Origin of the sequence: Pantoea sp. LS15 (assembly GCF_012241585.1) — a bacterium.
Taxonomy (GTDB): Bacteria; Pseudomonadota; Gammaproteobacteria; order Enterobacterales; family Enterobacteriaceae; genus Enterobacter.
The window spans coordinates 603,894-628,642 of the sequence record NZ_JAAVXA010000001.1 but is presented as its reverse complement, the minus strand read 5'-3'; the positions used below and the strand labels follow the sequence as shown (position 1 = coordinate 628,642).

The 24,749-nt window shown below is 54.4% G+C and carries 23 protein-coding genes and 1 pseudogene; 17 read left to right on the top strand and 7 right to left on the bottom strand.

From position 1 onward, the window contains the following. Positions 1-42: 42 nt before the first annotated feature. Positions 43-2,319, bottom strand: a complete 2,277-nt coding sequence (tynA, locus tag HED65_RS02910; protein WP_114977363.1) for a primary-amine oxidase — start codon at positions 2,317-2,319, stop codon at positions 43-45. A gap of 165 nt (positions 2,320-2,484) precedes the next feature. After that, complete coding sequence (gene paaZ / locus HED65_RS02905) at positions 2,485-4,524, bottom strand: phenylacetic acid degradation bifunctional protein PaaZ (protein ID WP_114977362.1); 2,040 nt, start codon at positions 4,522-4,524, stop codon at positions 2,485-2,487. A 285-nt stretch (positions 4,525-4,809) separates the two neighbouring features. Between paaZ and paaA the strand changes: the two genes are divergently transcribed. The 15 genes from paaA to HED65_RS02830 all read left to right on the top strand — a co-directional run bounded on the left by paaA (position 4,810) and on the right by HED65_RS02830 (position 18,052). Then, positions 4,810-5,739, top strand: coding sequence for a 1,2-phenylacetyl-CoA epoxidase subunit PaaA (gene paaA / locus HED65_RS02900; RefSeq protein ID WP_114977361.1), 930 nt, complete (start codon positions 4,810-4,812; stop codon positions 5,737-5,739). 11 nt (positions 5,740-5,750) lie between these two features. After that, the gene (gene paaB, locus HED65_RS02895; RefSeq protein WP_006175064.1) at positions 5,751-6,038 is read left to right on the top strand and encodes a 1,2-phenylacetyl-CoA epoxidase subunit PaaB; all 288 of its coding nucleotides are present in this window, start codon (positions 5,751-5,753) and stop codon (positions 6,036-6,038) included. Positions 6,039-6,046: 8 nt separating this feature from the next. Beyond that, the gene (paaC, locus tag HED65_RS02890; RefSeq protein ID WP_114977360.1) at positions 6,047-6,793 is read left to right on the top strand and encodes a 1,2-phenylacetyl-CoA epoxidase subunit PaaC; all 747 of its coding nucleotides are present in this window, start codon (positions 6,047-6,049) and stop codon (positions 6,791-6,793) included. Positions 6,794-6,807: 14 nt separating this feature from the next. Beyond that, entirely contained in the window at positions 6,808-7,305 is a 498-nt protein-coding gene (gene paaD / locus HED65_RS02885) for a 1,2-phenylacetyl-CoA epoxidase subunit PaaD (protein ID WP_028017547.1), read from the top strand. A gap of 7 nt (positions 7,306-7,312) precedes the next feature. Next, a complete protein-coding gene (gene paaE, locus HED65_RS02880; protein ID WP_114977359.1) occupies positions 7,313-8,383 on the top strand; it encodes a 1,2-phenylacetyl-CoA epoxidase subunit PaaE in 1,071 nt (356 codons plus the stop codon). Next, positions 8,380-9,147 (top strand): 2,3-dehydroadipyl-CoA hydratase PaaF, encoded by a 768-nt coding sequence (gene paaF, locus HED65_RS02875; RefSeq protein WP_114977358.1) that lies wholly within the window; start codon positions 8,380-8,382, stop codon positions 9,145-9,147. Before paaE ends, paaF begins: the two co-directional genes overlap by 4 nt. Next, positions 9,147-9,935 (top strand): 2-(1,2-epoxy-1,2-dihydrophenyl)acetyl-CoA isomerase PaaG, encoded by a 789-nt coding sequence (gene paaG, locus HED65_RS02870; RefSeq protein WP_114977357.1) that lies wholly within the window; start codon positions 9,147-9,149, stop codon positions 9,933-9,935. Before paaF ends, paaG begins: the two co-directional genes overlap by 1 nt. A 1-nt stretch (position 9,936) precedes the next feature. After that, positions 9,937-11,361, top strand: coding sequence for a 3-hydroxyacyl-CoA dehydrogenase PaaH (gene paaH, locus HED65_RS02865; RefSeq protein WP_114977356.1), 1,425 nt, complete (start codon positions 9,937-9,939; stop codon positions 11,359-11,361). After that, entirely contained in the window at positions 11,351-11,773 is a 423-nt protein-coding gene (gene paaI, locus HED65_RS02860) for a hydroxyphenylacetyl-CoA thioesterase PaaI (protein WP_114977355.1), read from the top strand. Before paaH ends, paaI begins: the two co-directional genes overlap by 11 nt. Continuing rightward, on the top strand, positions 11,773-12,978 hold the full coding sequence (gene pcaF / locus HED65_RS02855; protein WP_114977354.1) for a 3-oxoadipyl-CoA thiolase: 1,206 nt from the start codon (positions 11,773-11,775) through the stop codon (positions 12,976-12,978). Before paaI ends, pcaF begins: the two co-directional genes overlap by 1 nt. A gap of 26 nt (positions 12,979-13,004) precedes the next feature. After that, positions 13,005-14,321, top strand: a complete 1,317-nt coding sequence (gene paaK / locus HED65_RS02850; RefSeq protein WP_114977353.1) for a phenylacetate--CoA ligase PaaK — start codon at positions 13,005-13,007, stop codon at positions 14,319-14,321. An 80-nt stretch (positions 14,322-14,401) separates the two neighbouring features. Beyond that, entirely contained in the window at positions 14,402-15,334 is a 933-nt protein-coding gene (gene paaX / locus HED65_RS02845) for a phenylacetic acid degradation operon negative regulatory protein PaaX (RefSeq protein WP_114977352.1), read from the top strand. Positions 15,335-15,343: 9 nt separating this feature from the next. Next, positions 15,344-15,940, top strand: coding sequence for a phenylacetic acid degradation protein PaaY (paaY, locus tag HED65_RS02840; protein WP_028017538.1), 597 nt, complete (start codon positions 15,344-15,346; stop codon positions 15,938-15,940). A 135-nt stretch (positions 15,941-16,075) separates the two neighbouring features. Continuing rightward, positions 16,076-17,488: a hypothetical protein gene (locus tag HED65_RS02835; protein WP_114977351.1), complete on the top strand. Its 1,413-nt coding sequence runs from the start codon at positions 16,076-16,078 to the stop codon at positions 17,486-17,488. Positions 17,489-17,533: 45 nt separating this feature from the next. Then, on the top strand, positions 17,534-18,052 hold the full coding sequence (locus HED65_RS02830) for a DUF2569 domain-containing protein (protein ID WP_114977350.1): 519 nt from the start codon (positions 17,534-17,536) through the stop codon (positions 18,050-18,052). 153 nt (positions 18,053-18,205) lie between these two features. Here HED65_RS02830 and HED65_RS02825 read toward each other — a convergent pair whose 3' ends face one another. Next, complete coding sequence (locus tag HED65_RS02825) at positions 18,206-19,927, bottom strand: SulP family inorganic anion transporter (RefSeq protein WP_114977349.1); 1,722 nt, start codon at positions 19,925-19,927, stop codon at positions 18,206-18,208. Positions 19,928-20,047: 120 nt separating this feature from the next. Here HED65_RS02825 and HED65_RS02820 point away from each other — a divergent pair, with 120 nt between their 5' ends. Continuing rightward, positions 20,048-20,530 (top strand): glutathione peroxidase, encoded by a 483-nt coding sequence (locus tag HED65_RS02820; RefSeq protein ID WP_114977348.1) that lies wholly within the window; start codon positions 20,048-20,050, stop codon positions 20,528-20,530. Positions 20,531-20,698: 168 nt separating this feature from the next. After that, positions 20,699-21,355, top strand: a complete 657-nt coding sequence (gene acuR, locus HED65_RS02815) for an acrylate utilization transcriptional regulator AcuR (RefSeq protein ID WP_114977347.1) — start codon at positions 20,699-20,701, stop codon at positions 21,353-21,355. Positions 21,356-21,405: 50 nt separating this feature from the next. Here the strand turns inward: acuR and acuI are convergent, their stop codons facing one another. From acuI to HED65_RS23005, 4 genes and pseudogenes are all read right to left on the bottom strand, one after another. Then, positions 21,406-22,389: an acrylyl-CoA reductase (NADPH) gene (acuI, locus tag HED65_RS02810; RefSeq protein WP_114977346.1), complete on the bottom strand. Its 984-nt coding sequence runs from the start codon at positions 22,387-22,389 to the stop codon at positions 21,406-21,408. A gap of 319 nt (positions 22,390-22,708) precedes the next feature. After that, positions 22,709-23,983, bottom strand: a complete 1,275-nt coding sequence (fabF, locus tag HED65_RS02805) for a beta-ketoacyl-ACP synthase II (RefSeq protein WP_114977345.1) — start codon at positions 23,981-23,983, stop codon at positions 22,709-22,711. Positions 23,984-24,110: 127 nt separating this feature from the next. Next, positions 24,111-24,671, bottom strand: a complete 561-nt coding sequence (locus tag HED65_RS02800) for a winged helix-turn-helix transcriptional regulator (RefSeq protein ID WP_114977344.1) — start codon at positions 24,669-24,671, stop codon at positions 24,111-24,113. Next, a pseudogene (locus tag HED65_RS23005) lies at positions 24,661-24,741 on the bottom strand (hypothetical protein); the annotation flags it as partial. The gene HED65_RS02800 and the pseudogene HED65_RS23005, both read right to left, overlap by 11 nt. Positions 24,742-24,749: the final 8 nt, after the last annotated feature.

The following is a 24,749-nucleotide window of genomic DNA, read 5'->3' as shown; positions in this document are numbered from 1 at the left end:
AATGAAAGGCAAAAAAAACCGGGCATTACGCCCGGGTGGTGATTATTTCTGTTCGTCTTTCTTCTTGCCAAGCGTCGGCGTCTCGTCAAAGAAGTTCCACGGTTTGAGCAGAGTATGTACCCATTCCGTCGGCATGATCGGCCACTCTTCCGCGCGAGCGACGTGGGTCGTCCCGGTGGTCATCCACACGACATCATCCTGGTTGTTCAGCGACTCGTTATCTTTGCTGTATTGCCCCAGGCCCGTATCGTGGATTGAGCGGTTAGGGAATTTGCCTTCCGGGTAGAGTTCTTCCGGGTGATAACGGGTGACCCACAGCTGTTTATCCATAAAGCTCAGTCGGTGGTAAATCCACTCGTCCGGAGCAAATTTTGCACCAGTCGCTACCGGGTGTGTACCGCCCGCGTACGGGATAATCTGGTACGAGACCGGGTTGCCCATGCGGTTCTCTTTGCTGGTATTGCTCAACAAGCGAATGGTGCCCGGGTCGAATTTCTGTGCCGCCTGCTGCTCGGTATCAATATCGTACTGATTGATCTGCATGGTACTGGTGCGCGGGCCACCTGCGGTATTCGGTTTCACTTCCGGATCCATCGCCACCAGTTTGTTGTTGATGCCATCCACATCCATATCAAGACGGAAGTTATAGATATGCTGGTGAGTGGTGCCCACGATGTTGTGATCGATAAGAGTGCCGTATTTGGTATCGTCTTTGGCGGTGGCGTCATGCATGGTTTTCGCCTGTACGCCTTTCACTGCTTCAATACCCGTCGCACCGGCATCAATCCCAATGGTGCCATTTTCATGGAATACCCAGTCGAAGATGTAATCGTAGTTACCGACAGTACTCACCCAACGCACCACCAGTTCACGACGCTCGGTGCTGACGTTTGGCTGTCCCATTTCCTGATGCTTGTATTCCGGCCCGGCGTAGCGTTCGAAAATGGCGATTGCGCGCGGGATCTCCATTGGTGCACCGGTGTAATCCGGGATCGTTTCATTGAGCATCACGGCGTTAGACGGCACGTCTTTACCCCGCACCAGCGGAGAGGTCAGGGTGCCCATGCCATAGTCGCCGGAATCCAGATAGGCTTTGAAATACCAGCCCACGTCCGGGTCGCCGTAAGGGACGATCATGCCACCTAAGGAGCCCTGATACATAACCTGGCGCTTTTTGCCGTTATCGTTGTACGTCACAGTCGAAATCATCGGGCCAACGCGGGAATCCAGGCTCAGGTGGAAATCCCAGTTCTGCCAGTGCACCATATCGCCGGTAATGGTGTAGTTCTTGCCTTCTGGCTCAATGATCTCGAGGGGCTTTTTCGGTGTTTCGATACGGTCACGGCCGTCATACGGACGCGGAGCCATGGGAACAGGAATAACAGCGCCTTCTTCAATTTTCTGAATTTTTTTCTTCTCAAGATCGACCACAGCCACCAGGTTCTCAATCGGGTGTGCCCAATAGTTGCCGTCACCGACGTCCAGGTAGCTGACCACTTTCAGCAGGCGATCTTCCTGCTTCAGGCCGTCTTTCCCGTCGAAATAGCCGACAGTCAGCGGCGTGGTAATCACTTTCTTCGTATCGGTGATACCGTGTTTTTTAAGCACCTCTGCAAACTCAGTGCTCTCGTTGATGATCTGCTGAACCGCAGTGAAGTCATCCAGCAGTACCATGCCGTGAGCGTCTTTTACCGGTTCCCAGCTCAGGATCTTTTTGTCCTTCAGATCCACCCGGCTTTCGATGACGTGCTTCCCGTCGAGCATAACCACGTTCGCCTGGCGGGGAGAATCCACTACCGTACCATTAAGCACAAAGTCCCACACTTTGGTCTTATCTGGCTCAGCAAGGGCTATCTGGGTAAAACGGGTATTCGGTTTGAAATCCGCAGAGGTTTTGACGATCTCTACGGCTTGTTTGATTTCGTCAGCCGTTAGCGCATTTAACGGGTGAGGGCGTTTTTCAACCTGGAAGGTCTGGTCGAGGCCTGACTGGAAAACGTCGTTGATGAAGGTGTCAGAGATAAAGGCCTTTTTGCCTTTCATCACCACCGGTACCTGCAACTTGAGGTTTTTACCGTTGACGATAGCGGTTTTCGCCCCCGGTTTGACCTTCACAAAGGCACCGTCTTTCGCAATGGTGAACATTTGTGCGTAATCATCCCACTGGACATCCGCGCCAAAGTCCTGCAGCGTTTTGTCCATCGGGACCATATGCGCCTCACTGCCGTGGGCGAAAACAGGGGATTGCCAGGCGCAACACAGCGCAACAGCCATAGCCAGTGCCGTTCTACGGGCAGAAAAAGAAGAATTGCTTCCCATCGTAGACCTCATCTTGTTGTGTTTATTGTGTGGTGACAGCCTTATCCTGACAGGCGCCTGAGAAAAGCGTTTGCCTGCATCTGCCATATTATTTGTCAGTCTTGCCAGGTTAAAAAAAGACCGGGGTGGCATCACACCCCGGTCAACGTGCGAGAGAGGAAAGTGTCAGGCGTCACCCTGCTGGCGCGCCACCAGCGTCAGAATGGAGTAGAGCGCCACGGCCTGTTGATGCTGGTTAAAAATCTCAACGGCCCACTCCACCACGCCCGTCGGTTTTTCTTCGGCGGTGCGTTGTTTCTTCAGCGTTTTACGTTTGCAGGTCAGACGAACCTGAATGGTATCGCCCGGTTTAACCGGCTCGATAAAGCGCAGGTTTTCCATGCCGTAGTTGGCAATCACTGGCCCGACCCCCGCATCAACGAACAATCCCGCTGCGGCGGAAATCAGGAAATAACCGTGGACCACGCGTTCGCCAAAGATTGACTCTGCCGCGCCGATCTTGTCCATGTGCGCGTAGAAGTGGTCGCCGCTCAGGCAGGCAAAATTCACGATATCTGCTTCTGTGAGTGTACGACGCGGCGTCAGCAGGCTGTCGCCCGGCTGCAACTCCTCGAAGTATTTACGGAACGGATGAACGCGATCTTCCTGCACGTCAGCACCGCGTACCCACTGTTTGCCAATCGCAGCCAGCATGGATGGACTGCCCTGAATAGCGGTACGCTGCAGATAGTGTTTCACTGCGCGCAGACCGCCCAGCTCTTCACCGCCACCAGCACGACCCGGGCCACCGTGGACCAGTTGAGGAAGCGGAGAACCGTGGCCGGTGGACTCTTTCGAGGACTCCTCATTGAGGACCTGAATACGTCCATGAGCGCGTGCCGCGCCGGCAATAAACTGACGGGCGGTTGCCAGATCCGCAGTGACCAGCGTCCCGGCCAGGCTTCCACCGCCTGCGCGGGCAAGCTGCATCGCGTGGTCTGCATTGCGATACGGCATCAGCGTCGCAACCGGGCCAAAGGCTTCAGTCGCGTGGACCGCCGGTGTTTCATCCGGCTGCGGACAGAACAGCAGGGTCGGCGGGAAGAAGGCGCCAGCAGCCTGCAAATCCGCTTTGCCACCCAGACGGATCTCACAGCCTGCGGCAACCAGCTGATCCACTTTCTCCTGAACGTCTGCACGTTGTTCGCTGTTCACCAGCGCACCCATTTTCACCCCTTCCTGCGCCGGGTCACCCACCACGACTTTTTCAAGACGCGCAATCAGTGCCTGACTGACGGCATCGAGCTGGCTTTGCGGGACGATAATCCGGCGAATGGCCGTACATTTCTGTCCGGCTTTGGTGGTCATTTCACGGACGACTTCCCGAATGAACAGGGCAAATTCTGGCTGTTCCGGGGTGACGTCTTCCCCCAGCACGCAGCAGTTCAGTGAGTCAGCTTCCATGGTGAACGGAATGGAATTCGCCACAATATTCGGGTGCACACGCAGGCTTTGACCGGTACTGGCGGAGCCGGTAAATGTCACCACGTCCTGGCTGTCCAGATGATTCAGCAGATCCCCTGCGCCACCGCAGATCAGACTGATGGCACCGTCCGGCACCAGGCCGCTGTCAATGATGGATTTCACCATCGCCTGGGTTACCTGCGCTGTGGCGGTAGCGGGTTTGATGATGGCAGGCATCCCGGCGAGCCAGGTGGGTGCCAGTTTTTCCAGCATGCCCCAGCACGGGAAGTTAAAAGCGTTGATATGGACCGCCACGCCTGATTTTGACGTCAGGACATGGCGTGCGGCAAAACCACCTTCCTTCGACAGAGGGATCAACTCATCCTCAGGCCACAATGTGTCATCCGGCAGTTCGCGGCTGCCCAGACTGGCATAGGTGAAGAGGGTACCGATACCGCCTTCAATATCCACCCAACTGTCAGCCTTTGTCGCCCCGGTCTGGGCAGACAGGACATAAAACGTCTCTTTCTGACTAAGCAGATGTTTCGCCACCGCCTTCAGCATGGCAGCACGTTCGATAAAGGTCATGTTGTGAAGTGCTTCGCCGCCACGCTCAATGGCATAGCGACGGGCGGCCGCCATATCCAGCCCTTCGCTGGTCACGCTCCACAGCGCTTCGCCACTGATGGCGTGATGAATAGTGCGTTCGCGGCCCCGGCCAGACTGCCAGGTACCGGACAAGAAGCTGGCTAACTGCTGCATCGCTTATCTCCAAATGTTACGAAAAATCACTATTAATAGTTTGATCATGAATCATAAAAATCAAGCTGAGTTTTAATGAATTGTTAACATTGTGATCCAGTCTGATGAAGTGCAGTAGGCAAACGCTCGGGATGTCTGGTGCGCTGCAAAAGCCTTGCGAGCGACATCACAAAACAAGGAAACAATTCTTGGGGTTATATTTAACCTTTGTGTAACTTTTAAAAAACAAAGTGATTCAACATTTCGCTTTAGATTGCAAACTAACGAATCATAAAAGGTGATGACGTGACGCAAGAACAACGGTTTGAGCAGCGCATAGCGCAGGAGACGGCGATAGAGCCCCAGGACTGGATGCCTGAGGCCTACCGCAAGACGTTGATCCGCCAGATTGGTCAGCATGCGCACTCCGAAATTGTCGGCATGCTACCCGAAGGTAACTGGATCACCCGCGCACCGACGTTGCGTCGTAAAGCGATCCTGCTGGCGAAAGTACAGGACGAAGCCGGACACGGTTTGTACCTCTATAGCGCGGCAGAAACGCTGGGCTGCGCGCGGGAAGACATCTATCAGAAGATGCTTGACGGCAAAATGAAATACTCCTCCATCTTCAACTACCCAACCCTGAGCTGGGCCGACATTGGCGTGATCGGCTGGCTGGTGGACGGTGCTGCCATCGTTAACCAGGTGGCGCTGTGCCGTACCTCTTACGGGCCGTATGCCAGGGCAATGGTGAAAATCTGTAAAGAAGAGAGTTTCCACCAGCGTCAGGGCTTTGAAGCCTGTATGGCGCTGGCGCAGGGAAGTGACGCTCAGCGTCACATGTTGCAGGACGCCATCAACCGTTTCTGGTGGCCGGCGCTGATGATGTTCGGGCCGAACGACGACAACTCGCCGAACAGCGCCCGTAGCCTGGCCTGGAAAATCAAACGCTTCGGTAATGACGAACTTCGCCAGCGTTTTGTCGACAACACCATTCCTCAGGTGGAGATGCTGGGCATGACAGTGCCCGATCCCGACCTGCGTTTTGACGACGAGAGCGGTCACTACTGTTTCGGCGAGATCGACTGGCAGGAATTTGACGAGGTGATTAACGGGCGTGGCATCTGTAACCACGAACGTCTGGCCGCCAAACGCAAAGCCTGGGAAGAGGGGGCGTGGGTGCGTGAAGCTGCACTGGCGCACGCAGAAAAACAACATGCCCGCAAAGTGGCTTGAGAGGAATCACGATGAGCAATGTCTACTGGCCGCTGTACGAAGTCTTCGTACGTAGCAAACAAGGTTTGTCCCACCGTCATGTGGGAAGCCTGCATGCCGCCGACGATCGCATGGCGCTGGAAAATGCGCGTGATGCTTATACCCGCCGCAGTGAAGGCTGCTCTATCTGGGTGGTCAAGGCGAGCGAGATTATCGCCTCCCAGCCGGAAGAGAGTGGTGAGTTCTTCGACCCGGCGGAAAGCAAGGTCTACCGCCACCCGACGTTTTACACCATCCCTGATGGCATCGAGCACATGTGAGGTTGGGGATGAAAACAGTCACTGCATATGCCCTGCGTCTGGGCGACAACGGTCTGGTGCTTTCGCAGCGTCTCGGTGCCTGGTGCGGTCACGCGCCGGAGCTGGAGATCGACCTCGCGCTGGCCAATATCGGTCTCGACCTGCTGGGCCAGGCGCGCAATTTCCTGACCTATGCCGCGGAGCTGGAAGGCCAGGGCGATGAAGACACGCTGGCATTTGGGCGTGATGAGCGTCAGTTCCGCAATTTACTGCTGGTGGAGCAGCCGAACGGCAACTTCGCCGACACGATTGCCCGTCAGTACCTGATGGATGCCTGGAATGTGGCGCTGTATGAACATCTGGCGCACAGCAGCGACAGTCAGCTTGCCGCCATTGCCGCAAAAGCCATTAAAGAGGTGCGCTATCACCTGCGCTTTAGCCGCGGCTGGCTGGTGCGTCTGGGCGATGGCACCGAAACCTCCGCGCAAAAAATGCAGCAGGCCATCGACAACCTGTGGCGTTTTACGGCGGAGCTGTTTGACGCCGATGACGTTGAGCTGGAACTGATTGCCACCGGCGTGGCTGTTGACCCGCGCACCTTGCGCCAGGCGTGGGAAAGTGAGGTGTTAGCCGGTCTGGCAGAAGCCAACCTGAAGGTTCCCGACGAAGTGGCGTATCGCACCGGGGGCAAGAAAGGGCTACATACCGAACATCTGGGCCCGATGCTGGCGGAAATGCAATATCTCCAGCGCGCGTACCCGGGTCAACAGTGGTAATAGCGGAGGTCATGATGCAGCGTTTTGCTGAGATTGCACCTGCGGAGATCCCGCAGATCTGGTCGCTGTTAAGCCAGATCCCGGACCCGGAAGTGCCCGTGTTAACCATCACCGATCTGGGCATGGTGCGCAGCGTCGCACCGCAAGGTGAAGGCTGGGTCATTGGTTTCACGCCGACCTACTCAGGTTGCCCGGCGACGGAACACCTGCTGGGCGCTATCCGCGAAACGATGACCGCACACGGGTTTACGCCGGTTCATATTGTGCTCCAGCTTGAACCCGCCTGGACCACCGACTGGATGACTGCTGATGCCCGCGAGCGTCTGCGTGAATATGGCATCAGCCCGCCGGTCGGCCACAGCTGCCATGCCCATGCGCCCGCAGAGGTGACGTGTCCGCGCTGTGCGAGCACCGATACCTCACTTATCAGTGAATTTGGTTCAACGGCCTGCAAAGCGCTCTATCGCTGCAACACCTGCCGTGAGCCTTTCGACTATTTCAAATGTATTTGAGGCTGCCATGACAACGTTTCATTCATTAACAGTGGCAAAAGTGGAACCCGAAACCCGTGATGCGGTAACGATCACCTTCGCGGTGCCGCAGGAATTACAGGACGCGTACCGCTTCCGTCCGGGTCAGCACCTGACCCTGAAAACGAAACTGGGCGGGGATGAACTGCGCCGCTGTTACTCCATCTGCCGGAGTAGCGCACCGGGTGAGATCAGCGTGGCGGTCAAAGCCATCGAGGGCGGACGATTTTCCCGCTATGCCCGGGATGAGATTAAACAGGGTATGGCGCTGGAGGTGATGGTTCCTCAGGGCCAGTTTGGCTACCAGCCGCAGGCGGAACGTGAAGGACACTATCTGGCGATTGCCGCAGGCTCCGGGATCACCCCGATGCTGGCGATTTTATCCGCAACGCTTGCCACCGAACCGAACAGTCATTTCACCCTGATTTACGGCAACCGCAGCAGCCAGAGCATGATGTTCCGCCAGGCGCTGGCGGACCTGAAAGACAAATACCCGCAGCGGCTGCAGCTGGTTTCCATCTTCAGCCAGGAGCGTCTGGACAGCGATCTTCTCCATGGTCGTATTGACGGGGAAAAACTGCAGGCGCTGGCGAAAACACTGATCAACTTCCGCCAGTACGACGAAGCGTTTATCTGCGGTCCGTCGGCGATGATGGATGATGCCGAAAGCACATTAAAAGCGCTGGGGATGCCGGAAAAAGCCATCCATCTGGAACGTTTCAATACGCCGGGTTCAGCAGCTAAACGCACGGTTAGCGTGCAGGCGGAGGGGCAGAAAGTCACCGTTCGTCAGGACGGCCGTGACCGTGAAATCACCCTGACGGCGGACGATGAAAGTATTCTTGATGCCGCCCTGCGCCAGGGGGCGGATCTGCCGTATGCCTGTAAAGGCGGTGTGTGCGCCACCTGTAAATGTAAAGTGCTGCGCGGCAAAGTGGACATGGTGACCAACTACAGCCTGGAGCCGGACGAGCTGGCCGCCGGGTATGTGCTGAGCTGTCAGTCGCTGCCGTTAACCGCTGACGTGATCGTCGATTTCGACGCAAAGGGGATGGCATGAGCGAACTGATTGTCACCCGCCATGGCCGCGTGTTGCAGCTGACACTGAACCGTCCGGCGGCACGCAATGCTCTCAATAATGCGCTGCTGACGCAGATTGCGGAGCAACTTGAGGCGGCGGCCTGTGATAGCGACATTTCTGTCTGCGTCATTTATGGCAACGAGCGCTGCTTCGCGGCCGGGGCAGATCTCAACGAAATGGCAGAGAAAGACTTACCGGCCACATTGAACGATATCCGTCCCCAGTTGTGGAAGCGGATAGACGCATTTAACAAACCGTTGATCGCCGCCGTGAACGGTTTCGCCCTGGGAGCGGGCTGCGAGCTGGCACTGCTCTGCGACGTGGTGATTGCCGGGGATAACGCGCGTTTCGGTCTGCCGGAAATCACCCTCGGGATTATGCCAGGCGCGGGCGGCACGCAGCGTCTCATTCGCAGCGTGGGTAAATCCCTCGCCAGCAAAATGGTGCTGACCGGAGAAAGTCTCTCCGCACAACAGGCGCTGAGTGCTGGTCTGGTCAGCGATGTCTTCCCGGCCTCCCTGACGCTGGAGTATGCCCTGAAGCAGGCGGCATTGATGGCGCGTCATTCGCCGCTGGCATTGCAGGCCGCGAAACAGGCGCTGCGTCAGTCTCAGGAAGTGCCATTGCAGGCTGGGTTGGCACAGGAACGTCAGCTTTTTACACTGCTTTCCGCGACCGAAGACCGCCGGGAAGGTATCAACGCCTTCTTACAGAAACGTACCCCCGATTTTAAAGGACGCTAATTGTGGAATTTATTCTGAGTAACGTAGAGCAAGGCGTGATGACCATTACGCTGAACCGCCCGGAGCGTCTGAACAGCTTTAACGACGTGATGCATCAGCAGCTTTCGGAGTGCCTGAAACAGGCAGAGCGTGATGACACCATCCGCTGTCTGTTGATTACCGGGGCAGGACGCGGTTTCTGTGCCGGTCAGGATCTGAATGACCGCAATGTCGACCCCAACGGCCCGGCGCCGGATCTGGGCATGTCCGTTGAGACGTTTTACAACCCGCTGGTGCGCCGACTGGCAAAACTGCCGAAGCCGGTCATTTGTGCGGTCAACGGCGTGGCCGCTGGTGCCGGGGCGACGCTGGCGCTCGGGTGCGATATGGTCATAGCGGCGCGTTCCGCCAACTTTGTGATGGCCTTCAGTAAGCTCGGGTTAGTCCCGGACTGCGGTGGCACCTGGTTGCTGCCGCGCGTTGCCGGACGCGCTCGCGCCATGGGGCTGGCGCTGCTGGGGGACAAACTCAGCGCCGAACAAGCGCAGGCCTGGGGGATGATCTGGCAGGTGGTGGACGACGAGCAGCTTTCCGCCACGGCACAACAGATGGCGCTGCATTTTGCCTCACAGCCGACGTTTGGTTTGGGGCTGATCAAGCAGGCCATCAACGCGGCGGAAACCAACACCCTGGATGCGCAACTTGATCTCGAGCGCGACTATCAACGCCTGGCTGGGCGCAGCGATGACTACCGCGAGGGCGTCAGCGCCTTCCTGGCAAAGCGCACGCCGAACTTTACGGGGAAATAAGATGTTGAGCATACGTACTGTCGCCGTGATTGGCAGCGGCACGATGGGGGCCGGAATTGCCGAAGTTGCGGCCAGCCATGGGCACCCTGTTCTGATCTACGACATCTCCGCAGATGCGATCTCGCGCGCCATTGACGGCATTCGCCAGCGTCTGGCTTCCCGGGTGACGCGAGGAAAACTCTCCGCAGATGCTGGTAGCCAAATCCTGGCCAGACTGCTGCCGGTGACCGATATCGAGGCACTCTCGGCGGCAGATCTTGTGATTGAAGCGGCCTCAGAACGTCTTGAGGTGAAAAAAGCGCTGTTTGCACAGCTGGCCGCGATCTGCCCGGCACAGACGGTGCTGACCAGTAACACCTCGTCTATTTCAGTTACCGCGATTGCGGCCGACGTGCACCATCCGGAGCGCGTGGCGGGGCTGCATTTCTTTAATCCGGCACCGGTGATGAAGCTGGTAGAAGTGGTCAGCGGGCTGGCGACCTCTCCGGAAGTGGCTGATGCGCTGTGTGAGCTGGCGCTGAACTGGGGTAAACAACCCGTTCGCTGTCAGTCAACGCCGGGGTTCATCGTGAACCGCGTTGCGCGTCCGTTCTACTCTGAAGCCTGGCGCGCACTGGAAGAACAGGTGGCCGCGCCGGAGGTGATTGACGCCGCACTGCGCGAAGGTGGCGGTTTTCCGATGGGGCCGCTGGAACTCACTGACTTGATTGGTCAGGACGTTAACTTCGCCGTGACCTGCTCAGTCTTTAATGCCTTTTGGCAGGAGCGCCGTTTTCTGCCTTCTCTGGTCCAGCAGGAGCTGGTGCTGGCGGGGCGACTGGGCAAAAAAAGCGGGAAGGGCGTTTACGACTGGCAGGGTGATAAACCTGATGTGCAGTGGGTTGAGCCCGTGGATGACAGTTATCGTCCGATGCACATGGAGAAAAGAAGTGACGGTGTCACGGAAATTGACGGTGTGCATCTGATGGAAACGCAGGGTGAAACCGCTCAGGCGCTGGCTTTGCGTCTTAACTGTCCGGTGGTAATGGTTGACCGTATTGAGCGTGATGTGGCGGTGATTGCGGCGGCAGCCAGCAACCCGCAGACCGCGACGCTGAAAGCCATCTGGTACCTGCAACAGCAGGGCAAACGGGTAATACAAATTGCCGATTATCCGGGAATGCTGATCTGGCGCACGCTGGCAATGATCGCCAACGAAGCGCTGGATGCTCTGCAAAAAGGGGTGGCCAGCGAGAAGGATATCGATACCGCCATGCGCCTCGGCGTGAACTACCCGAGCGGTCCGATTGCCTGGGGGGAGCGTCTGGGCTGGCAACGTCTGCTGACGCTACTGGAGAACCTGCAACGTCATTACGGCGAAGAACGTTATCGTCCCTGTTCACTGCTGCGCCAGCGTGCGCTTCTGGAGAGTAGCTATGAGTCATAACGCCTGGCATAACGCCCGCACGATGTACGAACGGGATGCCTGCGCGCAGGCACTGGGAATCGACATCATTGAAATGGACGAAGGTTATGCGGTGGTGACGATGACCATCACCCCACAGATGCTTAACGGCCACAAAACCTGTCACGGTGGACAACTTTTCTCGCTGGCGGACACCGCCTTTGCTTACGCCTGCAACAGCCAGGGGCTGGCGGCGCTCGCCTCCGGTTGCTCGATTGAGTTTCTGCGTCCGGGCTTTGCCGGGGATACGTTGACCGCCACCGCGCGGGTAAAGCATCAGGGCAAACTCACCGGCGTGTATGACATTGAAATTCAGAATCAACAACAGAAAACCGTCGCCCTTTTTCGCGGAAAATCGCACCGCATTGGCGGCAGTGTGACAGGAGAAGCCTGATGCGTGATGCATTTATTTGTGATGGCGTACGAACCCCGGTGGGGCGTTACGGCGGCGCACTTTCCGCTGTTCGCGCTGACGATCTGGGGGCCGTTCCGCTGCGTGCGCTGCTGGCACGTTACCCGCAGCTCGATCTGGAGCGGATTGATGATGTGATCCTCGGTTGCGCCAACCAGGCGGGGGAAGACAATCGCAACGTGGCGCGCATGTCGGCCTTGCTGGCGGGATTGCCGCAGACGGTATCCGGAACCACCATTAACCGCCTGTGCGGTTCGGGGCTGGACGCAATTGGCTTTGCAGCCCGCGCTATTAAAGCAGGCGATGGCGATCTGTTGCTGGCGGGCGGTGTGGAGTCCATGTCCCGCGCGCCATTTGTGATGGGGAAAGCCACTGCCGCGTTTCAGCGTCAGGCGGAGATTTTCGATACCACTATCGGCTGGCGTTTTGTGAATCCGCTCATGCATCAGCACTTCGGAACTGACAGTATGCCGGAAACGGCAGAGAATGTAGCTGAATTGTTAAATATCAGCCGTGCCGATCAGGACGCTTTTGCGCTGCGCAGTCAGCAGCGAACCGCCGGGGCGCAGAAGAACGGTATTCTGGCGCAGGAGATTGTGCCGGTGCTGGTGCCGGGTAAAAAAGGCGCGGTAACGGAATTTAGCGTGGATGAACATCCACGAGCGGATACGACACTTGAACAACTTGCCGGACTGAAAACACCGTTTCGTAAAAATGGGGTGGTTACGGCTGGGAATGCCTCTGGCGTGAATGACGGCGCAGCGGCGCTGATCATCGCCAGTGAACAGATGGCACTCGCGCAGGGATTAGTCCCGCGCACGCGTATTGTGGCGATGGCGACGGCAGGCGTGGAGCCCCGTCTGATGGGCTTAGGCCCGGTGCCTGCCACCCGAAAAGTGCTGGAGCGAGCCGGACTTAGTATCAACGATATGGACGTCATCGAGCTTAACGAAGCTTTTGCTTCGCAGGCACTGGGTGTGCTGCGTCAGTTAGGGTTACCCGATGATGCCGCTCACGTGAACCCAAACGGGGGAGCCATCGCGATAGGCCACCCGCTGGGGATGAGTGGTGCCAGACTGGCGCTGGCTGCAAGCAATGAATTGCATCGACGCAACGGGCGCTACGCGCTGTGTACGATGTGCATCGGTGTGGGTCAGGGCATTGCCATGATCCTTGAGCGTGTTTGAGCGAATAACAATGTGAGTACCCTACAATGACAAATACAACAAAGCTTGACCCGATCGAAACAGCATCCCTTGACGAATTACAGGCGTTGCAGACCGAGCGTCTGAAATGGACGCTGCACCATGCCTATAACAACGTACCGATGTATAAACGCAAGTTCGATGCAGCGGGCGTTCACCCTGACGATTTCAAAGAGCTGGCGGATATTCGTAAATTCCCGTGCACGACCAAGCAGGACCTGCGGGATAACTATCCATTTGATACCTTTGCCGTGCCAATGGAGCAGGTGGTACGTATTCACGCATCCTCCGGCACCACCGGCAAACCGACCGTCGTCGGCTACACGCAAGGCGACATCGACAACTGGGCCAATCTGGTGGCACGCTCCCTGCGTGCCGCGGGCGGCAGTGCAAAAGACAAAATTCACGTGGCCTATGGTTACGGGTTGTTTACCGGCGGTCTGGGCGCGCATTACGGTGCGGAACGTTTAGGCGCAACGGTGATCCCGATGTCGGGTGGTCAGACGGAGAAACAGGCGCAGCTTATCCGGGATTTCCAGCCAGATATGATCATGGTGACGCCATCCTACTGCCTTAACCTGATTGAAGAACTGGAGCGCCAGATGGGCGGCGATGCCAGTACCTGTTCTCTTCGTGTGGGCGTGTTCGGTGCCGAGCCGTGGACGCAGGCCATGCGCCACGAGATTGAAAAACGTTTAGGGATCACGGCGCTGGATATTTATGGCCTCTCCGAAGTGATGGGCCCCGGCGTGGCGATGGAGTGTATCGAAACCGCCGATGGTCCGACAATCTGGGAAGATCATTTCTATCCGGAGATCGTCAACCCGAACGACGGTACGCCGCTTAATGACGGCGAGCAGGGCGAACTGCTGTTTACCACGCTGACCAAAGAGGCGCTGCCGGTGATCCGCTACCGTACCCGCGACCTGACACGCCTGCTGCCAGCAACCGCGCGCAGTATGCGTCGTATGGACCGGATCAGCGGTCGCAGTGACGATATGCTGATCATCCGTGGCGTTAACGTCTTCCCGTCACAGCTGGAAGAGGAAATTGTGAAGTTCGAACATCTCTCGCCGCATTACCAGCTGGAGGTGAACCGTCGCGGACATCTTGATTCACTTTCCGTGAAGGTGGAGCTGAAAGAGAGCAGCCTGACGCTGACGCACGAACAGCGTTGCCAGGTGTGTCATCAGTTGCGCCACCGCATTAAATCCATGGTCGGGATTTCAACCGACGTGATGATCGTTAACTGCGGCAGTATCCCGCGCTCAGAGGGGAAAGCCTGCCGGGTGTTTGATTTGCGTAAAATCGCGGCCAACAGCTGAGTTTCTTCTTCCCTCTCTCCTTCGGAGAGAGGGAGTGCAGAACTATGCTATGATTCATCCGGGACAAAAATTACAACAGAATGAATCACATGAAACTCGACGCCTTTATCCAGCACGCAGTCAGCTCCGTTCCGATCAGCGGGACATCCCTTATCTCCTCGTTATACGGTGACGCGCTTTCCCATCGCGGGGGCGAGATTTGGCTTGGGAGCCTGGCGGCATTACTGGAGGGAATGGGGTTCGGTGAACGGTTCGTGCGCACTGCGTTGTTCCGCCTCAACAAAGAGGGTTGGCTGGATGTCTCGCGCATTGGACGCCGCAGCTTTTACCGCCTGAGCGACAAAGGGCTACGTTTAACCCGCCGCGCGGAAAATAAGATCTATCGCGCGGAGTTGCCCGCCTGGGACGGAAAATGGTTATTGCTGCTCTCTGAAGGTCTGGACAAAACTACGCTTGCTGATGTCAAAAAACAGCTGATCTGGCAGGGGTTTGGCACGCTTGCGCCGAGCCTGATGGCTTCACCATCGCAGCATCTGGCAGATGTGCAGTCCCTGCTTCATGATGCTGGCGTGGCGGAAAACGTCATCTTCTTTGAAGCGCATTCGCCGCTGGCGTTGTCCCGCGCCGCGCTGCGTTCGCGGGTGGAAGAGTGCTGGCAGTTAACCGAACAAAACACGATGTACGAAACGTTTATTAGCTCGTTCCGGCCGCTGCTTCCTCTGCTGAAAGAGGCGACACCAGAGGAACTGACGCCAGAACGTTGCTTCCAGATCCAACTGTTGCTGATCCATTTTTATCGTCGCGTGGTGCTGAAAGACCCGCTGCTGCCGGAAGAGTTACTGCCAGCGCACTGGGCCGGGCAAAGTGCCCGACAGCTCTGCATCAATATCTATCAGCGTGTAGCACCGGGGGCGCTGGCTTTTGTCAGTGAGAAAGGCGAAACCTCCGTCGGCGAATTGCCCGTGCCTGGCACGCTCTACTATCAACGCTTTGGTGGTCTTACAAGCGCATAAGGAGTGAGGATGCCTGTTTATCAAATTGATGGTCTGACGCCGGTCGTGCCTGACGAGAGCTATGTTCACCCGACAGCGGTACTCATTGGTGATGTGATTCTGGGGAAAGGTGTTTATGTCGGCCCGAATGCCAGCCTGCGCGGAGATTTTGGCCGTATCGTGGTGAAAGATGGTGCAAACATTCAGGATAACTGCGTGATGCATGGTTTCCCTGAACAGGACACGGTGGTGGAAGAGGACGGACATATCGGCCACAGCGCTATTCTGCATGGCTGTGTTATCCGCCGGAACGCACTGGTGGGAATGAATGCTGTGGTGATGGACGGCGCAGTGATCGGTGAAAACAGCATCGTCGGCGCGGCGGCATTCGTGAAGGCGAAAGCGGAAATGCCAGCAGGGCATTTGATTATTGGCAGCCCGGCCAAAGCGATTCGCGAGTTGAGCGAGCAAGAACTGGCGTGGAAAAAACAAGGTACAAGGGAATATCAGGTGCTGGTGGAGCGCTGCAAGCTGACTATGCACCAGGTAGAACCGCTACGTGAAGTAGAGCCTGGGCGGAAACGGCTGACGTTTGATGAGAATTTAAGGCCGAAGTCGGCGGTGTAAGGTGAGGTGTTGAAGCAGGGGCGGATGGAACCGACCCATGCTGCGGTTATCTGTTCAGTTGCAATTAAATGAGGCTAATTATTTAATCCCTGCTGCCGATAATGTTTTTCTCTGGTTATATATGAAGGAACATGTATGCATTACGCACGGCCTTTAATACGCCCTCTGTTTTTACTTTCTCTGTTGCCGTTTTCTTTTGCGCAGGCCGCTGAAAAGCCTGAACTTATTGGCGGCGGTATTAACCCCTTGTCTGTTACCCGCATCCACGATCGTGTGAGTTACATGGTGTCGTTAAACTTCAATAACGGCAAAACAGCGCAACAATGGCGTTCAGTAGATTGTAAACAGGGCAAGTCACAGCTTCTGTACAAGGATTTACTGGATGATGAAGGGTTAACCAAAGTCCGTTTTTACGGCGACAGCTACCTGCGGTATGCACCTGCACAGGATGATAAGCTGATGACGGCAGAGGATATCCGTAAGATCTGCCAGCTACCGGTAAAAGAACCCCTGTGGGAAAGATTATCTGCCACCTCTGCAACGGGCATTACCGATCTTGTCGATGTTAACAGCATTCATCGCGTTGGCGACATTTTAACGGTACGTATGGGATATGATTTTGCAGATATTATCTGGGAACCGCCTTATGACGCGCCGCTTGAATTGAAGATTGAGCACTATTTCTATAACTGTAAAACCCATCAGGGCGACGCTGTCGCTGCAATGAATTTCGATGGCCAGGGTCACGTAACGGACTCACTCATCACGGCTGATATTGTTCGTCGCAAAAGTAGCTTCAAGATTGATGCTCAAAAGGCTCAACACTTTGAGCAACTCTGCCAGCTACCTGCAGGCAAAACATTCACCGCTGAAGGGCGCTTTATACCTGCGGTGAACAAGTCAGCATCTACGTTGATGGGGCCCTCAATGCCCGATCTGAGCAATAATAATCCGCAATGGTTGAGCAAATACCCCCTTTCTGCTGCTATTGATCACCAGGCGCAGGCACTGATCAAATCCTGGGCGATGCCGCGTTTTAAACAGGTTCGGTATACGGAGGTCAGCGCGCTCGGTAAGATTAAAATCCAGCTGGACGCGCAATCGGATGGTTATATACGTAAGCTTGAAGATTATGGCATCTGGAAGGTTCAACGTTTAACGCTGACTAATCTGTTGCAACTGAAATTCGCTATGTCCATCAGTAGCGGTGCCATGTTGCTCAACACATTGCAGACCGATCTGCATTTCCCATTAGTACAGGGTCAAAAATATCAGGCGCAACTGGAAAATATTGATGCGGATAAGAAAGTCTCATCGTCAGCGATACGCTGTGAAGTGACGGGGGAAGGGGATGCGCAGCGTATTGCACCTGAGTTTACTGGGAAATATTTGTTAGTTGAGTGTCATGAAAGTAATGCGGGGCAACCAGATAGCAGAAGCAAATTAGCCTGGCTGCAGGACCTCAATATCTTCGTCCCTGTTGCTCAGCAACTGGGTGATAAGCCTGAAAGGTTGGTGACGCTGGAAAATGTGAGTGTGACACGATAATCAATAATCAGACCTAACCGAGCCATTATGAAATAAGGACATAAAATGACCAATTCAACGTTTCAATGGACGTGCATTAAATGTGATAAAGAGATCCCGCAGCATCTTGAATATTGCTCTGAGTGCGAAGAAAAACGATATCGCAAAATAGGTGGTTTGTTATATCTGCCATTTGTCAATATGCTGCTTATCGCTTACGCCTACTTCAACTCTATGGCAGTAACGTTAAGTGCAGGGATGGAAACGGTAGGGCGTCTTCCGGTCTCCCAGACGACCTATCTCTTTGTTGCTAGTGGGATTAACTTAGTTTTCCTGCTCTTTATCATTTATATTGTTTCTCTGTTTTTGCGGAAAAAGAAAGAGTTACCTCTGGCTTATTGTGCGTTGCTTGTTTCGGGTATCGCGCTGATGCTAATTGACAGGGTCGCCACGTCTTACATCTTTCCGCAGATCTCCCTGAATATGGCTCAGATAATGCCTATTATTATGCATGTGATATACGCTTGTATCTGGATCCCATACTTCCGCACCTCCGTTCGGGTTAAAAAGACGTTCATTCGGTAGACGGGGCAGACAGGTAAAATCTGTGATAACCACTCGGGGCGTACTCATGGCTCTGGAAGTCCAGCGATTCACAGAACAATGACCGTCGGTGTCAGGGCTGCAACAGCAGCCCTGTAAAAAGCGGAGTTTACTCGCCTTTAACCAGGATGGGGTTTATACAACATCACCTGATTCATCCTCGCTCACACTCTCTTTGCTTTGAATGAAGCGGAGTGCCAGATAGAGGTCTGGCGCCAGAATCATGTCATCATCATTCATTGTTGGCCGACTTTCTTTAAACCAGCGTGTTAATTCCGTTTTCCTGCCGGCCAGGATTAATTTAATCTGTCGACCCTTCAGGTCACGCTTTAGCTCATTAATGGTTGCCAGGACACTGATATCTGAATAGGTGAAACAAGCCACGGCATCAATGACCACCCATTTAGGTTGTACTGCTGCACCTTCAACTAAGTTCAACACGCGGCGTTTAAAATAAGCCACATTAAAATAGGTCAACGGCGAGTTAAAACGATACATCAGCACGCCCGGAACCATTTTAATATCGGTTGTATTCCCTAATGAGTGGATCATGCCATTTTCGTCAGTTCCCAGTAAGTGCTCAGAGGGACGAAAGACTGTGCGCAGGAACTGTAACAGGCCAAGTAGCACCGCAAGGCCGATACCCTGAATAACGCCGATAATTAAAACACAGCCAAACGTGAAAAAGGCCAGGCGAAATGCCTGTTTATTTCTTCGTCTGAGGCTCCATAGTCCACGTAAATCAATCAATGACCACGACGCATACATTAGAACAATACCTAATGCAGATACCGGAATAAATTGTAAGGGTTGAGTGAAAAAGAGTAGTACGACTCCAATGAGTAAGGCTGCAACAATGGATACCAGCTGACTTTTTCCCCCAGTGGAATCATTAACCGCGGTCCGGGAATCGGCCCCACTGATAGCAAACCCCTGAGATAACCCCGACATGATATTCGCAATACCCAGCGCTCTGAACTCTGCATCTGCATTGATTTCATAGCCATTTTTTGCGGCAAAACTGCGAGCGGTCAGCATCAGACTGACAAAACTGACCAAAGCCAGGTTTAGCGCCGGGATGACTAAATCACGCATCGGACCCGGCTGGAACGCCCCCCAGTTAACGACGGGTAATCCAGGCTGGAAACCTTCGCCCCCAATAGTGGCAATACCATATTGTTGTGCAGATGTCCCCCATACCAGAAACGTCGTTATCACTATGGCAATCAAAGGGGTCGGCCAGTGACTGCGAAACGTTTTAATAGCCATTAAAATAGCTAACGTTAAAATGGATATTCCGAAGGTTAATAAATGGCTGTCTGAAATTCGGCCTGGCAAGGCAATAATTTTCTCAATAACCTGCGCTTCATCAAGCTTGATCCCCAAAACCTTACCTAATTGCCCGACAATAATCGTCACGGCTACGCCATTAAGCAGACCAGTCAGAATAGGGTGAGAAAGCAGATCAGCAAGGGCGCCCAGGCGAAATTTACTGGCAAGCAGACACCATCCGCCCATCATCAATGTCATGACGATCGTCAGTTGCCAGTGCAGTTCGGGATTTCCGGCAGAAAGAGGAAACACGACGGCGGCAATCACCGCACAGGTCGTGGCATCAGGACCAACAATAAGCTGACGTGAAGAACCAAACAGCGCATAAGCTATCATCGGTAAAACGCATGAATACAGCCCGACGATAGCCCCAACCCCCGCCAACTCAGCATAAGCAATCGCTACGGGTAGTGCTACAGCCGCAACGGATAACCCGGCTTTAACATCATGTTTTAGCCAGCTTTTATCGTAGGCTAATAAATTTTGTAGCCCTGGCATGTAGTTTAATAAAAATTTTCCGAACACGTTATTCTCCGGATATTGATCTTACCTACGTAATGATGGCACGCTTCTAAATAAAATTTTTGCTTTAAAATGATTCCAGGCTGTGCCGGCATTGATCGTTGTTACTCTCAGGAGCCCGATATGACCACCTTTTATCAATTTTCTGCCACCAGTCTGCGCGGCCAGGTTATCTCAATGGCTGACTATGCTGGCAAACTGGTTTTGGTGGTGAACACTGCCAGTCAGTGTGGATTCACGCCACAATACTCTGGCCTTGAAGCGCTCTACAAGAAGTATGCTGGCCATGGGTTTGTGGTGCTGGGTTTCCCCTGCAACCAGTTTGGTAAGCAGGAACCCGGCGGTGCTGAAGAAATCGAGCAGACCTGTCATATCAACTACGGTGTGAGCTTCCCGATATTCGAGAAAGTAGAGGTCAACGGCAATGCCGCGCACCCGGTGTTTCGTTACCTGAAAAACGAATTGCCCGGCGTGCTGGGGGGACGGATCAAGTGGAATTTCACGAAGTTCCTGATAGGTCGCGACGGTACACCGCTTAAGCGTTTTGCACCGTTCACGACGCCGGAGAAAATGGAAGCCGCTATCCTTGCTGCACTCAAGATCTGAGTGTTTCTGTTATTCGAAACATTCACTTTTCACGTACTTTCAGCAAACGGAAGGTAGTATGACCGCCAATTGGCAGGGGGCGCCTTCAAAACCACCAGGGATAAACTGATTGAAGCCGTCGCGTATAATCACTTATTCTTTGCCGTTTAAACATGCAGGAGATGCGTCATGACCGGCGAAACGCGCGGGCGGGGAAGACCACGAAAAACAGAAAGCACCTATGCAGATACCCGTAATGATCTGATCCGCAGCGGACTTGAACTCCTGACGCAGAATGGATTTCTTGCGACGGGAGTCGATGCCATTGTCAAAAATGCCAGTGTTCCAAAAGGCTCATTTTATTATTACTTCAAGAGCAAAGAAGAATACGCCCAGACCGTGCTGAGTGCTTACGACAGTTTCTTCGAGCACAAACTAAAAAAACATCTGCATGTGCCATCCTGCGCACCAATGTTACGTCTGGAAAATTTTATTCACGATGCCTGCGACGGGATTAAAAAGTACAATTTTACCCGGGGCTGCCTGGTTGGAAATATGATGCAGGAAAGCCCGGGGCTTCCTCCATCCTTTATTAAACAGCTACAGGATATTCTTGAAAACTGGCAAGCGCTTGTGGCGACCTGTTTGTCCGATGCATTATCTTCCGGTGAAATATGCTCTGATATGAATGACAAACAACTGGCCGCTATTTTCTGGAGTGGTTGGGAGGGGGCTGTAATGCGTGCCAAACTTTATTGTTCCACCCAACCTGTGTACGACTTCTGGAGCTACTTCAAAACGTCTGTACGCTATCAGCCATCGCAGGTTGCGGCACCTGAACAGTAAAAAGAGAGGGGCTGACAGCAGCCCCTCAAGAGAACGTTAATCCTGTCGCTTTAGCTACATTTAATCACTGCTCGGCCACGAATGCCGCCACTAAGAAGTGCTTCAGCCACCGAGATGGCCTCACTGAGCGGATATTCGCTGGTCAGGCTATCCAGTCTGGATTCTGGTAAATACTTAATTGCTTGCTGCCAGATCGCCGCTCTTTTCTCTTTCGGGAACATCACACTGTCAATTCCTTTCAGCGTAACGCCACGCAGAATAAACGGGGCAACATTACCCATCATATCCATACCCTGGGCCATACCGCAGGCTGCAACAATACTGCCATAGCGCACTCCGGCGCAGGCATTACAGAGCGTGTGACTGCCGACCGTATCAATAGCGGCAGCCCAGCGTTCTTTCTGTAACGGTTTACCTGGGCTGGAAAGCTCAGTGCGATTAATAATCTCATTCACACCGACCGTTTTATAAAGCCACTCGGATTCTTGCGGGCGACCGGTAGACGCGGTGACCTGAAAGCCCATTGACGCAAGGATCATGGCCGCAATACTTCCGACGCCTCCGCTGGCGCCGGTAACAAGTACCGGCCCATCTTCAGGCTTAACACCATGGTTCAGCAGGGCGTCAACACACAGCATCGCGGTAAAGCCTGCAGTTCCGATGGCCATGACGTGTTTACTGTTTGCGCCAGCCGGAAGCGGCGTCAGCCAGTCGCCTTTTACCCGTGCCTTTTCGGACAACCCGCCCCAGTGTTTTTCCCCTACACCCCAGCCGGTGAGGAGAACCTTATCACCGACCTGATATTCCGGATGCGAACTGGCAAATACAGTGCCAGCAAAATCGATGCCCGGCACCATCGGGAACTGTCGGACGATGGGGCCTCGCCCGGTGATAGCCAGAGCATCTTTGTAATTGATGGAAGAGTAGTCAATCTCGACAGTGACATCCCCGTCAGGCAGATCGCTTTCAGCTGTCTCAACAAATTGCGCAGAGTAATGGTCGTCTTTCTTGTTGATTAATAATGAGTTAAACATTTTTACCTCGTATGTTTGGTTGTATGGCTACCCGTAAACAGCAGTATAATTAAAATATTGACCGATCGTCTAATAATCAGCGCTACTATCCCAGCGTTTTAGCAATATTCAAGAATTGTTTGTTAATTCATTGCATTATCGAGTGAGCTTTTGATTAGAATCAAAATGAGGGGCTAAATGCAGATTATGTTTGCTCGTCTCAGTCGTGAACCGGGAGGTAAAACCTACGTCCGACTCTGTGCAAATGGCGTTGGGGGGAATCAGCGGGGCGGTTATCGGGTCAAACCCGCCGGCCTTTGCCAGCGGGGGAACTGAATCCTTACTCCCAGCGTTTCAACAGCAGGCTAGCGTTGACGCCACCAAAGCCAAAACCGTTAGAAAGCGCGTAATTCATCTTCTGCGGACGAGCCACCCGCGCCACCAGGTTCATGCCTTCCGCGTCTTCATCGGGGTGAGACAGGTTCAGCGTCGGCGGCACTATCTGGTCACGCAACGCCTGAATAGTGAAGATGGCCTCAATTCCACCGGCTGCACCTAACAGATGACCGGTTGCTGATTTCGTCGACGTAATAGCAACGGGATGCGTGCCAAACAGGCTTTTAATCGCTGCCAGTTCACCTTTGTCTCCTACCTGAGTCGAGGTGGCGTGGGCATTGATATGGTCAATCTCTTCAGTTGAGACTCCTGCCTGACGAATGGCCATTTCCATGGCACGACGTGCGCCGTTACCATCTTCCGGGCCAGCTGTCAGGTGATACGCATCTGCACTGGTGCCGTAGCCGACCAACTCTGCCAGCGGCGTGGCACCACGCGCCAGTGCATGCTCCAGCGACTCAATCACGATAAGCCCGGCACCTTCCCCCATCACAAAACCATCGCGGTCACGGTCAAAGGGGCGAGAGGCCGCTTCCGGCTGGTCATTGGATGCGGTGGAGAGTGCTCTTGCTGCGGCAAACCCGGCAAGGCTAACGCGATGAATCGCCGCTTCTGAACCGCCACAGAGGGCGATATCGGCCTCGCCACTGCGGATCATCCGCGCAGCATCGCCAATGGCCTGCGCACCTGCCGCACAAGCGGTGACTGGCGCACCGATGGGCCCACGAAAACCATGGGCAATAGACACATGTCCGGCGGCGAGATTGGCAAGAAAAGAGGGGATGGTGAACGGAGACAGGCGACGCGGTCCGCGCTCATCCGTCGTATGTACCGCATTGGCGATCTCGCCGAACCCGCCGATCCCAGTGGCGATGACGGTTGCAGTACGATCTTGTTCTGTCGTTGATGCAGGCGACCACCCGGCCTGGGTCAGCGCTTCACGCGCGGCGACCAGCGCAAATTCGATAAAGCGATCCATCTTTTTACGTTCTTTGGCCGGGATGGTTGCCAGCGGATCGAAGCCGTGCAACGGGTCGTTCTCAATGGACGGAACCTGTCCGGCAACTTTGCAGGGAATATCTTCGACTAACGTCTCGCTAAGTTTTGTAATACCTGACTTTCCTGCCAGCAGCGACTGCCAGACGTGTTGTACACCGCAGCCCAGGGGGCTGACAATCCCCATCCCGGTTACAACAATGCGTTTAGCTGAAACGCCCATAAACAACTCTCCTGTATGAGTAATGTGTCGGCGACTTTTTCATCAATGAAACCAGCAGCGCGACAATCAAAAAACCGATCATGATGAAGTAATTTTCATCGGAAAATGCCTTGCTTCGTTCCTCTCGCTAAATCAGGTCGGATTCATGGCTGGCATCTCTGTAAGGTTCGGGTTGGAATTTTTGCGCGCTATCGCCTTCGCGTTTGCGCAGAAGATATTCGTGGCGGTATTTCATCATCGGTGAGGCTGCGGGTCCCGGTACCATGGTGTATTTACCCGTTAAAATCTCTTCACCGGTTGCTTTATCGACCAGGATCGGTTCCACAGTTCTCTGAGTTTCACTTTCCACCAATTGCATCTGACGGCCTTCGGGTGAAAAGTGGCGGCTACCCCATTCCGCCATCGCCAGCAGAACCATGCGAAAATCGCGTCCGCTTTGTGTGAGGTGATATTCGTAGCGCGGTGGTGAACTGCTGTAGCAAATCTTCTCCAGCAAACCGTCATCTACCAGCGACTTAAGACGGCGCGAAAGAATATTGGGCGCGACGTTACTGCTTTTCTGGAACTCGTCAAAGCGGGTAAAACCCGAGGCGGCGTCGCGCAGGATCATGATGCTCCAGCTGTCACCAATACGACCAAGACTACGGGCGATGGGGCAGGGAGCGTGGCAAAGCAGTTCATTTTTCATGGGCTGACCTGGATGAATAGGTGGCTTTCGCAAGCAAATTGACATAGTAACTATCAAAATGCAAGTTACTTAAGAGCC